Source organism: Lysinibacillus sp. FSL M8-0337 (assembly GCF_038593855.1).
Lineage (GTDB): Bacteria > Bacillota > Bacilli > Bacillales_A > Planococcaceae > Lysinibacillus > Lysinibacillus sphaericus_D.
This window is the reverse complement of sequence record NZ_CP151996.1, coordinates 1,139,472-1,152,373: the sequence shown is the minus strand read 5'-3', so window position 1 is coordinate 1,152,373 and position 12,902 is coordinate 1,139,472. Positions and strand designations below refer to the sequence as shown.

The window sequence follows — 12,902 nt, the reverse complement described above, 5'->3', positions numbered from 1 at the left end:
ATCCTAAATTTCGGCATAAAAATAGCCCGAATGCTGTCATTCGAGCTGTTTCTTCTATTATTTATGAGCAACTACCTGGCTGTGTATTTTGTACATACGAACCCGTTTCACCACGTAACACATCGCCACCTGTTGAGCGTACAATTTCGTTCGTCACATTGTTAGCAATGGTATTTGATACTAATTGTAATAAGTCGTTGACATCACCTTGTGATTCTTTAAATTGCTGCACAACAGGAATATCATTAATTTCTTCTTCAATTTTTGCAATTTTGTCTTCAATCATTTTTAACGCTTTTTCTTTGCCTAGGTGTTGAAAGTTTACTGCTTGCTTTTGTAAGCTTTTTAAACTAGCAATACGTTCACGAACAAGTTGATTTTCATTAATTTGTGCTTCAGCTTTTTTGAAAAACTCAACTTCTGGTGTATTGGCAATCATATGCGCAATTTCATGGGATTTCTTAATTAAATCTTCTTTTGTATACAATACTTGAGTCATTTACGCTTCCACCTTTTCATTTTTTACTACTTCCACAAATTCACCAGTTAATGAATAAGAAGTAGCCTCTATTATTTTCACTTTCACTAACTGACCAATCAACTCTGAAGGTGCTTTAAAATTGACGAGACGATTTTTACGCGTATAGCCAGCAAGCACATCATCACGACGTTTACTTGTTCCTTCAACTAACACTTCAACCACTTCGCCCTTCAAGCCCTCTAGCGCTTTTCTAGAATATTCTTGTACGACAGCATTTAAACGATGTAGACGTTCCTTTTTCACCTCTTCAGGAACATTATCAACCATCTTCGCGGCTGGTGTTCCTTCGCGTGGAGAGTAAATATACGTAAAGGCCATATCAAAGCCTACTTCACGATATAAAGATAACGTCTCTTCGAATTGCTCTTCCGTTTCGTTTGGGTAACCAACAATAATATCTGTTGTTAATGTAACACCTGGGATTGCGGCTTTAATCTTATCTACTAAGCTAAGGAAATGCTCACGACTATATTTGCGCGCCATAATTTTTAATACATCATTTGAGCCTGATTGTACCGGTAAGTGAATGTGTTCAACTAAATTGCCACCTTTCGCCAATACCTCGATTAAATGATCATCAAAATCACGCGGGTGACTTGTTGTAAAGCGAATCCGTGGAATATCTATTTTTCGCAATTCATTCATTAAATCACCCAGTCGATAATCCATGTCCTCAAAATCTTTGCCGTAAGCGTTGACATTTTGCCCTAATAGCATGATTTCTTTATAGCCTGCAGCAGCTAGCTCACGCACTTCTGCTATGATTTCTTCTGGACGGCGACTACGCTCTTTGCCACGTGTATAAGGTACAATGCAGTACGTACAAAACTTGTCACAGCCATACATAATATTGACCCAAGCTTTTATGGAACCTAGACGTTTTTTCGGCAAGTTTTCAATAACGTCGCCCTCTTTCGACCAAACCTCTACAACCATTTCTTTTGACATGTACGCTTCTTTTAAAATATTTGGCAGGCGATGAATATTGTGCGTTCCAAATACCATATCGACGTGTGGATACGTTTTTAAAATTTTATTGACGACGGATTCTTCCTGTGACATACAACCACAGACGCCAATCAACATTTCTGGATTTTTACGTTTATATTTTAGCAGGAAACCAAGCTCTCCAAATACTTTGTTTTCTGCATTTTCACGAATCGCACATGTATTCAGTAACACCACATCTGCTTCTTCGATAATGTCTGTTGAAGTATAGCCAAGTTGCATAAAAATACCAGCCATTACTTCTGTATCATGCTCATTCATCTGACAGCCATACGTACGGATATAAAACGTCCGCCCTTCACCCATGCCAGCGAATTGTTCAGCAATTTGGAAGTCTTTATGATATTTCACTTCTTCTTTGCCACGTTTTTTTGCATCTTTTAATGAAGGTGCCGTAAAGACCTTCTCAAAATATTTACTATAATCCTTTTCAGGCTTGTCTTCTTTTTTTGGTTGATTGACTTGTTGACTCGTTAAGCGTTGTTCCTCATTCATTGCAGGTCAGGTAACTCCTTTCAAACGAAATCCGTGCATTCGAATTCCCATTTTACTATTATACTGAATGATTACTACTTCCTACAAGGTTTGCGTACTAAATGTCGTGGTTTTGACTTAAATACACTTTCTTAACCAGAAGAATTCGACATGTCCCCGTTTGTAACATCTAGTTGCCACTGCTTGAAACAGAAAAAATCACCGATGACAGGTATCAACGGTGATCTTCGTTAAAGCTCGATATATTTCTTGGTGCGTTGTTGGAAGCCTAAAAGCTTCTTAACACCCAAAGTTTTTAGCCAATCTGTATTGGCAAATGTATAGTTTCCTAAATCATCTGGGAAGTGGGCGTCTGAAGATACGGTAAACTCGACACCTCGTTTCACGAGAACTTGCAAAAACAGTGGACCGGGGCACATTTCTTTAACCGGATAGCGATAATATAACCCTGCGTTTATTTCTGTAGCAGTTTGTGTTGCGACAAGCGCCTGTGCAATCTGTTCATACCATAAAAGATTAAACGCCTCATCCTGCACATGATAATTAAAGACTTTAAAATTATCCAAATGAGCTACAAAATCAAACATATTAGACTGAATCATTTGCACAACCGTGGTATAAAACTGTGTATACTTCATCTGTAAAGTTGGCTGGTCCATCTTTTTAAATAGATGCTCCGTTTGTGGATTATCAAAACCCCAGCCATCTATAAAATGAACCGAGCCAATAACATAATCCCACGGATGCCCTTGTAGGAGCGCGGTCAATTCTTCTTCACCGCCTACAAAATAATCCGCTTCAATCCCTAGCCTTAACTCAACACCGTGCTGACGCCATTTGTCCTTTGCCTTGTCAATTGCCATTACGAAATCGTCCATACTTTCTGTCATCACACTATTTAGCCAATATCGTTGGAGTTGACCGATTTCTGTTGATTCATCCAATTGCATATAACGCTCAAAATAGGAGCGTGTTTCCTTAAACCGATACAAATGATCCACAATGCCTACCTCTCGTAAACCAAGTTGCTTTGCCCGTTGTAAATATAAATCGAGCCATTCTTCACTATAACAGCCATTATGCAATCTTTTAGCAAGCGTTGCCACTTGCCACTCAATTAAAGCTTTAGAGCCATTGTCAACATTTTTTAGGTCATGAAAATTGGCTATGGCTTGTGATGTTCGCTCCAACCAACGAAAAGAATATGGGCCCTCCTCTAAATGTACATGGTAATCAATTGTCATCAACTCTTCCCTCCACTACATACTGTCCACTGTTCTTCGTACGCTTGCCATTCCTCAGGACAAGCCATATCACACATGATTTCCGTACATTGTGCCAAATCACAAATTTGATAAAATGATTTGCCATTAAGCTTTGATGCATCCGCTAGTAATATACAATTCTTACTTTGTTGAAGCATTTTTTGGGAAATCAAGGATTCATCTAAATCATAATCATAGACAATGCCATCCTTGATGCCCCCGCATGATAAAAAGGCCTTATCAAAGTTCATATGACTTAACCACTCCAACGTCATCGCACCTGCAACTGAAGCTTGCCTTGGATTTGTTGTACCGCCTAGTAAAATAACTTTCCCTGTCATCCGTCTTTCTTCAATGGCGAGATTAAACTGTGCGGCGGCGGCAATAGAATTAGTCACAACCGTAATATCATCAACTGCCATTAAGTAATCCGCTATATGGACTGTCGTCGTCCCTGTATCAACGGCAATCGTATCTCCATCACAAATACGCTGTGCGGCCTGACGTGCAATAGCACATTTCGCCTCTTTATGCATTTGCAGTTTTCGCAAAAATGCTGGCTCCGTTCGAACGTTGGTATATTTGATTGCCCCGCCATGCACTCGGGTCAATAAATGCTGTTGTTCTAGCTCATCCAAATCTCGACGAACAGTTTCAGGTGCTACGAGCAGTGTCTCAGCAATATTCGCTACAATAATTTTGCCATCAAGCTCTAACTGCTTTAAAATAAATTCAAAACGTTCAATTTTTGCATATGTCATGACAGTGCAATCACATCTTCCTTCGCTACATAACATTTGTAGTTTTTACCCACTTCAAGCGTATGCCCACGTTGATGTAACTGTTCCATTGTAAACATACAGTCACCTTCAAGCGTTGTACGGATAATATTGCCACTCATAAGTGACTGTGTCGCTACACCGCGAAGGCAAAGGTCACCTTCCATCATCTCTAAATGAAGAGCTTCTGGTCGTATGGCAAACTTCTTATTATCTCCAGGTAATTTTTCTCCAATCATTGTCTCTAACACTTGTCTAGGAATAACATTATAATGACCAATGAAATTAGCGATAAATTCACTTTGTGGATTTGTATAAATTTCTGTCGGTGAACCACATTGCGCAATTTGCCCATTGCTCATCACAAATATTTTGTCTGACACAGCCATAGCTTCATCTTGATCATGTGTTACTAGAATCATCGTCATGCCAAGCTTGCGTTGTATTGCCCGTAAATCGGTCTGCAATTTTTTTCGTATTTGGGCATCAAGTGCACTAAGAGGTTCATCTAAAAGCAATACTTTCGGTCGCACAATAAGCGCACGTGCAAGCGCTACACGTTGCTGTTGCCCGCCTGATAACTCCTTTGGATAAGCATTCGCTTTTTCTGTCAAATGAACGATATGGAGCATATCTTGTACACGTTGTTCTAGCTCTGTATTATTAACTTTTTGCATCCGCAAACCAAATGCTATATTTTCTTTAACAGTCATATTAGGAAATAGCGCATAAGATTGAAAAACCATGCCCACTTGACGCTCTTTCGGTTGGACACCGTTCATGTTTTGTCCTTCCAATTGAATTTCTCCTGCTGTAGCATTTGTTAAGCCCGCAATAATGCGCAAAATGGTACTTTTCCCACAGCCACTCGGCCCTAAAAGCGTAATTAATTGACCTTTTTCAATTGTCATATCGATATTGGATAAGACAGTTGTTTGGTCATATTTTTTATGAAGTCCTTCAATCACAATATAGCTCATAAATTCGTCGCACCTTTCGAACGTTTCGTTAATATCGCAATAGCGAACGTTAATATGCCCATCAGAACGATATAAATAAAGACAACTGCGCTAGCAATATGACCGCTCGTACTTAGCTTTTTCATTAAATAAATTTGTACCGTTTCAAAGCGTGAGCCGACGACTAAGTTAATAAGTACAAATTCTCCAAATAGCACGGAAAACGATAATAATGCACCTGCAAACAAGCCTGGATAAACGGTAGGCAACAGTATTTTTGTAAATGCCTGTGTTTTCGTTGCGCCTAATAATTGCGCAGCATCCAATAACTGTCTTGCATCTACATTACGCAAGCTATTGCGCGTGCCTTGATAAATATAGGGCAAAATACCGATTACATAGGCACCCAATACGACCAAGATCATGGGTACACCTATTGTTGAATACACCCGAATTAAGCCAACAGCTAAAATAATCCCTGGAAATGAATAGACCATTACAACGGCAACTTGAATCCATTTCTCATACTTTGGAAAATACAAAACGATGACAAAAATTGCAGGGACAATAACGATTAGTGCGATGATAACCGCCCCTCCCGCAAGGAGGACAGAGCGGCCAAATGCTTGCATAAATGCCGTATCTTGAAACAGTGTAGCAAGCCACTTGAATGTTAGCCCCTCGGGAAAAATACTTTTATGCCACTTTGACGAAAAAGCATACAGCATTGTCGCTACAATCGGTAATAGCAAATACAACATTAAAAAGAGGAAAATGATATTAGCTAAACTTCTTTTTTTCACTTTAATTTCCCCCTTGTCTTTTTAATGCTCCATTCACTTATCAGCATGGCGGTTACCATTGTTACCGCTAGCAATACAGCAATCGCACTTGCCAACTCGGGTTGTGCAAATATATCCCCTTTAATGAGTGCTCCAATACGAATGGCCACTAAATTGTAATTACTATTTGTCAATGCGTAAGCAGATGCATAGGCACCCATTGCATTGGCAAACAACACACTAAAGGTTCCAACAATCCCTGGTAACATAACAGGTATCCCTACCTTCAGCCAAAACTGTAAAGTAGAAGCTCCTAAAAGAGCGGCTGCTTCCTTCCATTGCTGCTGAATACCATCATAAATTGGATACAATAGCATCAATGCTAATGGCAGTTGAAAATAAATATAAATGAGTAATAGACCACTCCAGCTATAAAGGGAAAATGACGATAAAGCGCCAATTTCCCACTTATCAAATAGCAAAGTAAATAATCCACTATTCCCAAGCAAGACAATAAATGCAAAAGCTAAAGGAATACCTGAAAAATTAGATGTTAAATTGGTTAGTATTAAAATTTTTTCCCGTACCGGCTGCGAAAAGTGCGTAATAGCATACACGGCAAACAATGTAACGACGAGCGCAATCACAGCCGAAATAACAGATAATGTAAAACTATTTTTAAAACCTTGTAAAATATACGTGTTTGTTAATACAGATTTATATTGTGCTAACGTAAATCCTTCGCTATTACTAAAACTCGTTATCAGCATATACAGTAAAGGCACAAGGAAAAACAACAGGACAAGTAATAAGAAAGGTGTAAGCCAGGCAAACGATTGCCGCTTGGAAATCAAAACAATCACTACTTTCTAACTTAAAGATTTTGAAATTTATAATGAATATTGTTCAAAATTCCCTGATACTATTTATTGTTTTATTTTACTGTCTGGACGCCCTCTAATAGTAATGGCACCATTTCCTCTGAAGGCGCTATATTTAGCAGGTGACAGCAAAGAGGTGCCACTTGTAGCTGTGATACTACACCGTCTTTTATACCTGCCTTCACGGTTTGAGAGATGACAAACATCGGTACATGTCGATCCTCTATCGTTGTCCCACCATGATTGCCATCACTTGTCATCCCATGATCTGCTGTCACAATGACATCATATCCCTGCGCCATGCATTTAGGTATAAACAACGACAATAGTGCATCCACAGCTAATACACGATTACGATATTGCGCTGAATTTGCTGTAAATTTATGCCCATCGTCATCTACATTCATCGGATGAATATATAAGAAATCTGGTTGTTTTTGGTCCATTAACCATGCGGCATCTGCAAACAAATGGCTGTCAGGATAATGATCCTCAAAGTAAAACAAGCCATTTTCAATCGGAAGCTGTTTATCGAATTGTAAACGATCCTCCATATGCTGAAAGGGTGCACGATTATAAAGTTCACTTACCCAATAATAAGCAGCCGCTGCAGTCGATAAACCATTTGACTGTGCTAAATGGAATAAACTATTTTGTGTTGATAGGCGCACCGTCATATTACTAGTGACGCCATGAACAATTGGTGGAGTGCCCGTTAAAATCGTTTCATATAATGGTCTCGATAGTGATGGTACTTCCGAACGAACCTCAAAACGCGAGGCCATTTTACGTTCTACTAAATGTTGCATAAAGCCCATATGTGTACAGGCAGTATCAAAACGAAGTGCATCAACAACAATAAGGACAACTTTGTTATTTGGCATGAATTAATACCTGCTCTTGATACATTTGTGGAATTTGCTTTGTTGTTTCCTCCCACTGCTTTTGGTCGCTAACAGGTTGCGCATTTTTATACATATCTGCTGGTAATAATAAATCCTTTACTTCTTGAGGTAATTGCACATTTTCACGAATTGGTCGGGCATAACCCTTTGCTAAGTTCTCCTGTCCTGCATCCGATAAAATATATTCTCGTGTTAACATCGCCGCATGTGGATTTTTCGCATATTTATTAATAACGGTTGCGTAGCCTGATGTGACAGAGCCTTCCGATGGGATGACTACATCGAAACGTTGCTCATCAATTTGATGACGATAACCTAGTGCATTGAAATCCCATAAAATTGCAACATCAATCTCCCCTTTTTCTAAATTAGCGACTGTTGGATCACCTTGTAGGCGTCCTTGTTTTGCTAATTCCGCAAAAAAGTCGATGCCCGGCTGAATATTAGATTCATCTCCACCGAAAGCCATTGCTGCAGCTAATATCGCAAATTGTGCTTGGTTTGCAGTTAACGCATCTCCAATGCTGACATGATAGTCGCCATTTTTAAGATCTTCCCAAGACGTTGGTGGATTTTTCACATTGTTTTTATCTGTTAGAAATGCAATGGTCCCTGTATAACCAACAATCCAATGGCCCTCTTCATCTTTTGCCCAGTCAGGAATATCATCCCAATAAGAAGTTTTGTATGGCAATGTAAGACCTTTATCTTTAGCGATTGGACCAAAGGCAATTCCTACGTCGCCAATATCGGCTGTCGCATCGTCTTTTTCTGCTTCAAACTTCGCTAATTCCTCTGCACTCGACATATCTGTGTCCTGATGTTTGAGAGTGTACTCTGTTTCAAGCTCTTGCCATGTCTCTACCCAGTTTGCCCATGTATCTGGCATACCGACTGAATTGACAGTACCTTCTTGTTTTGCCTTTTCTGTAATTTCATCAAGCGTTAAATCACTTTTGATGTCATTTGCATTAGACGAACTGTCAGAACATGCTGCTAACATAGATATTGCTAATACACCAACTAAACTTTTCTTCCATAGCTTTTGAATTGCCATGAGTTGGACCCTCCATTTGTTTATGTTTATTTTTATTTGCTTACAAGAGTAATCTTATAAAACAAACATTAAGCAAGTATGGATGGATTAAAAATATTTAGTAAAAAATATTGATCGTTTATAAATTTATGTGAAGTTTTTTAAGTCGTAGGGGAGTTGTATAAAAGATGCTATTCTATCAAGAAGATAAAGAGGAATCCAGTTACGTATGCGCACGTTTGTTTAGTTTTCAGACGTGCACACACCCTAGATGAATCAAGAAAGTCCTAGAAAATCTGCATATGTATGCGGTTCATTTTCCTTTAAAATCGTTAAAAATGTAAAAGCAAGTTGAACAACTGACCACCATTTCATATTGTAGGCCATTTCAAAACGGATAGGTTCTAAGGTAAAAACGTCCTGAAAGATATGTAGTGGCTCGATTTGTTCATCTTTTAATATAGATAGAAAACCTAAAAACAATGTATGATCTTTCACTTCAATCATTTTCCCATCAACGAGTGCATCGATATTTTCTGGCTGATGAAATTTACAATGCGTTGCAACATAGCGCTCTAAATCTTGCGCACGTTGTCGTTCTTCTCGTTCCTTTTTTTTCGCAATAAAATCAATGATATTATTCACGAACATCGCCTCTTTTTTTCTTTTATTGTATCATTTTTTCATTTAATTTTACCCGCGCACGCCCCTTATTAATCATTGATGAAGTAATTTCAGAATTGTTTGGGTGCCTGACACTCAAACAAAAAGACAGAAGGCATTAAGATATTCCATCTTAATGCCTTCTGTCTTCATTTTGAAAGCCACAATCGAGCATAGTGGCTTTCAATGTTTTTATTTACATAAACTCCTGCACAAGTGCATCGAATTCATTTTCGCTCATTTTAATGTCGATATCCGTTAATGGCAACTCAGCGTAGCCAGGTACTTTTTCTTGATAAGAAGTTGTTTCTTTATCCTGATAAATAATACCTGTTACTAAGCCTTCATGCTCCATTACTGTGCGCATTGCCATGCCACGGTCAGCATTATCATAACCTTCAATATCAGCTAGCTTTGTTAAGTTTTCTTTAAACCAATCGTACGTATTCACTTTGTTGTAAGTAACACATGGTGAAAATACGTTGATGAAAGAAAAGCCTTTATGGTTAATGCCCGCTTCAATTAAAGCTGTTAATTCTTTAATATCCGTTGAGAAGCCTTGTGCCACAAACGTTGCACCACTAGTTAAGGCTACTTCTAACGGTTTTAATGATGGCTCAATTGCACCACCTGGCGTTGATTTTGTAATAAACCCAGCGGCCGAGCGTGGAGATGTTTGCCCTTTTGTTAAACCGTAAATTTGGTTATCCATCACAACATACGTAATATCAATATTTCGACGGATGGCATGGATTGTATGACCCATACCAATCGCAAAACCATCTCCGTCACCACCAGAGGCAATGACGTTTAAATCACGATTGGCCATTTTCAATCCTTGTGCAATTGGTAATGCACGACCATGGATACCGTGGAAACCATATGAATTAATGTAACCTGAAATACGACCTGAACAGCCAATCCCAGAAATAACAGCTAGCTCATTTGGTTCGATGCCTACATTTGCTGCTGCACGTTGAATCGCAGCCTGTACAGAGAAGTCGCCACATCCTGGGCACCAGTTCGGTTTCACTGTATTACGAAAATCCTTAAACGTTGCCATTAGCGAGTCAACTCCTTCACTCTATTTTCTAGTTCACCTGGTAAAAATGGTGTACCGTTATATTTTGTAATCATCTCAATTTTATCGTGACCACCAATATTCATTTTCATGATATTAGCCAATTGACCTGTGTAGTTGTTTTCCACAACGATTACTTTTTTCGCTTTCGCTACAAGAGGTGCCATCTCAGCAGAAGGGAATGGGTGAATTAAACGGATATGCGCATGGTTCACCTTCATGCCTTGTGCGTTTAAACGCTCTTGTACTTCTTCAATTGCTCCACGAGTTGAGTTAAAGCCTACTAATAATACATCCGCTTCTTCATGTGGTGCATTTTTGTAAACTGGTGTATCAAACTTCAGGGCTTCTAGCTTGCGGAAACGTTTGTCCATTTGTGCACGTCGATTGCCCGTTGCTTCAGATGGTTTCCCTGTTTCATCATGCTCAACACCAGTAACATGGTGGATTCCATTTAAGTGACCTGGTAACACACGCGGTGAAATACCGTCTTCTGTATCTTCATAACGTTTGAAGTAAGCTTTATCTGCTGAAGCTTCAATATCATCAGTGACAATTTTACCGCGACGAATTTCAATTTTATTGTAATCGAATGGTTCAACCGTTTGTTTACCAAGTGATAATTGTAAGTCTGTCATTAAAATAACTGGCAATTGTAATTCCTCTGCAATATTAAACGCTTGAATAGTATCAAAGAATGCTTCTTCCATTGTAGAAGGTGCGATGACCACTTTCGGAATTTCACCATGCGTACCATAAAGCATAGCCATTAAATCAGATTGCTCTTGTTTCGTTGGTAAGCCAGTAGATGGACCACCACGTTGTGTATCAATCACCACTAGAGGCTGCTCAGTCATACCTGAAAGACCGATTGCTTCCATCATAAGTGAAAGACCAGGACCTGCTGACGCTGTAAATGAACGAACACCACCGAAGTTTGCACCAATCGCCATCGTCGCTGCAGCAATTTCATCTTCTGTTTGAATCACAGCGCCACCGAATTTTGGCAATTTTTTAATAAGGTATTCCATAATTTCAGATGCAGGTGTAATTGGATAAGCTGCCATAAAGCGTGTACCCGCAGCTAATGCCCCAAGTGCTACTGCATCATTACCGATCATAAACATACGGCGTTTACCATCAGCTGGCGCTAATGCCCACTCACCGACACGATTGCCTAATAATTCGTTCATCATGTCATGACCGCGCGCAATGGCCTCCATGTTTTTCTGAACAACCTCTTCACCTTTTTTACCGAAGATGTCATCCACAACATTTTGGAACACAGCGTCTTCTAAGTTTAGAAGTGAAGCAGTAGCTCCAATAGCAACCATGTTTTTCATTAACGTTGTACCTAGTTCAGCTGCCACTTCTGTGAATGGTACGGCAAATAATGGCGCTTTTGAATCCTCTGGCTTTACAGGTTCAAATTTTGCATCGGCTAAGATAATCCCTTTTTCTGTTAATTCTTTATAATTGACGTCGATTGTTTCTTGATCGAACGCCACTAAAATATCTAAATCATCCGCAATGGAACGTACTTCTGTTGGACGAACTGTAATTTTATTATTAGTGTGGCCACCTTTTATACGAGAAGAGAAGTGACGATAACCGTATAGGAAATAACCTAGACGATTCATTGCCATCGAGAAAATCTCACCTGTACTCTCAATCCCTTCACCCTGTTGCCCACCGACTTTCCACGAAAGCTGATGTAACATCTCAACAACTCCTTAAATCCAATGTATACTATTATTTTTTTCCTTCATAAGTTTAACACGAAGAAACGGTCTACACTATTGTTATTCAATGAATTAGACGAAATTCAGACCTTTGACTGAAAATGTTGTTCAAAAAGTTGTAATTTTCAAATCAATTAAGTATAAAAAATTAACTCACTAATTTCAAGTGCAGAATAATTGTATGAGTGACTGGCATGTAAAAAAATCCACTTCGCTTTTTGCGGGCACGATACAAGCCGCAACCCTCGATTTTACGAGGCTTGTTGCGTCATATGTTGTGTGTCCCACAGGAGCAATCGTGGATTTTTACTTTATTCGCCCTACTGACAGAGCGATAAAAATTCAGAATTGTTTCGGTGACTGGCACTAATAATCGGTGGGGGTTTCCCCCCACCGATTAAAGTTCTACTTTATTATCGAACTCGTTTTTCTACTAGCAGCTTTAAGGCTGTACGTTCTTCGCCCGCAATCAAAATATCGGCAAACGCCGGAGCGCAAATTAAATCTGTGCCACTTGGCGCTACAAATCCGCGTGCAATGGCCACTGCTTTCACGGCTTGGTTAAGTGCACCTGCCCCAACTGCCTGCATTTCTGCTTGCCCTTTTTCTCTTATTACCGCGACTAATGCACCTGCAACTGAATTTGGATTAGAGCGTGACGATACTTTTAATGAATCCACAATTATTCCTCCCCGTTTCGCGAATAGTGTTTACGCTCAACAACTCATGTCCCCCTTTTTGGTCCCCAAGTTATTGTCCGTAGCT

Annotated in this window: 13 protein-coding genes; all 13 read right to left on the bottom strand. The window is 39.4% G+C overall.

All coding sequences use genetic code 11. The annotated features are described in order from the left end of the window. Window positions 1–61: 61 nt before the first annotated feature. The 13 genes from MKY08_RS05245 to MKY08_RS05185 all read right to left on the bottom strand — a co-directional run bounded on the left by MKY08_RS05245 (window position 62) and on the right by MKY08_RS05185 (window position 12,817). Window positions 62–499 (bottom strand): RicAFT regulatory complex protein RicA family protein, encoded by a 438-nt coding sequence (locus MKY08_RS05245; protein ID WP_069510014.1) that lies wholly within the window; start codon window positions 497–499, stop codon window positions 62–64. Further along, window positions 500–2,044: a tRNA (N6-isopentenyl adenosine(37)-C2)-methylthiotransferase MiaB gene (gene miaB, locus MKY08_RS05240; RefSeq protein WP_069510016.1), complete on the bottom strand. Its 1,545-nt coding sequence runs from the start codon at window positions 2,042–2,044 to the stop codon at window positions 500–502. Window positions 2,045–2,274: 230 nt separating this feature from the next. Further along, window positions 2,275–3,288: a histidinol phosphate phosphatase domain-containing protein gene (locus MKY08_RS05235; protein WP_069510018.1), complete on the bottom strand. Its 1,014-nt coding sequence runs from the start codon at window positions 3,286–3,288 to the stop codon at window positions 2,275–2,277. Beyond that, entirely contained in the window at window positions 3,288–4,070 is a 783-nt protein-coding gene (locus MKY08_RS05230; RefSeq protein ID WP_069510020.1) for a DeoR/GlpR family DNA-binding transcription regulator, read from the bottom strand. Before MKY08_RS05230 ends, MKY08_RS05235 begins: the two co-directional genes overlap by 1 nt. After that, entirely contained in the window at window positions 4,067–5,068 is a 1,002-nt protein-coding gene (locus MKY08_RS05225; RefSeq protein ID WP_069510022.1) for an ABC transporter ATP-binding protein, read from the bottom strand. Before MKY08_RS05225 ends, MKY08_RS05230 begins: the two co-directional genes overlap by 4 nt. Beyond that, a complete protein-coding gene (locus MKY08_RS05220) occupies window positions 5,065–5,850 on the bottom strand; it encodes an ABC transporter permease subunit (protein WP_069510024.1) in 786 nt (261 codons plus the stop codon). The genes MKY08_RS05225 and MKY08_RS05220 overlap by 4 nt, the downstream gene beginning before the upstream one ends. Continuing rightward, a complete protein-coding gene (locus MKY08_RS05215; RefSeq protein WP_176723147.1) occupies window positions 5,847–6,692 on the bottom strand; it encodes an ABC transporter permease subunit in 846 nt (281 codons plus the stop codon). Before MKY08_RS05215 ends, MKY08_RS05220 begins: the two co-directional genes overlap by 4 nt. Window positions 6,693–6,763: 71 nt before the next feature. Next, window positions 6,764–7,594, bottom strand: a complete 831-nt coding sequence (locus tag MKY08_RS05210) for an alkaline phosphatase family protein (RefSeq protein WP_069510028.1) — start codon at window positions 7,592–7,594, stop codon at window positions 6,764–6,766. Then, window positions 7,584–8,672: an extracellular solute-binding protein gene (locus tag MKY08_RS05205; RefSeq protein WP_024361947.1), complete on the bottom strand. Its 1,089-nt coding sequence runs from the start codon at window positions 8,670–8,672 to the stop codon at window positions 7,584–7,586. Before MKY08_RS05205 ends, MKY08_RS05210 begins: the two co-directional genes overlap by 11 nt. A 255-nt stretch (window positions 8,673–8,927) precedes the next feature. Next, on the bottom strand, window positions 8,928–9,302 hold the full coding sequence (locus MKY08_RS05200; protein WP_256093137.1) for a 2-oxoglutarate ferredoxin oxidoreductase subunit beta: 375 nt from the start codon (window positions 9,300–9,302) through the stop codon (window positions 8,928–8,930). A gap of 208 nt (window positions 9,303–9,510) precedes the next feature. Continuing rightward, on the bottom strand, window positions 9,511–10,377 hold the full coding sequence (locus tag MKY08_RS05195; RefSeq protein ID WP_069510033.1) for a 2-oxoacid:ferredoxin oxidoreductase subunit beta: 867 nt from the start codon (window positions 10,375–10,377) through the stop codon (window positions 9,511–9,513). Beyond that, window positions 10,377–12,116 (bottom strand): 2-oxoacid:acceptor oxidoreductase subunit alpha, encoded by a 1,740-nt coding sequence (locus tag MKY08_RS05190; RefSeq protein WP_069510035.1) that lies wholly within the window; start codon window positions 12,114–12,116, stop codon window positions 10,377–10,379. The genes MKY08_RS05195 and MKY08_RS05190 overlap by 1 nt, the downstream gene beginning before the upstream one ends. Window positions 12,117–12,550: 434 nt before the next feature. Continuing rightward, window positions 12,551–12,817, bottom strand: coding sequence for a stage V sporulation protein S (locus MKY08_RS05185; protein ID WP_010858535.1), 267 nt, complete (start codon window positions 12,815–12,817; stop codon window positions 12,551–12,553). Window positions 12,818–12,902 lie beyond the last annotated feature (85 nt).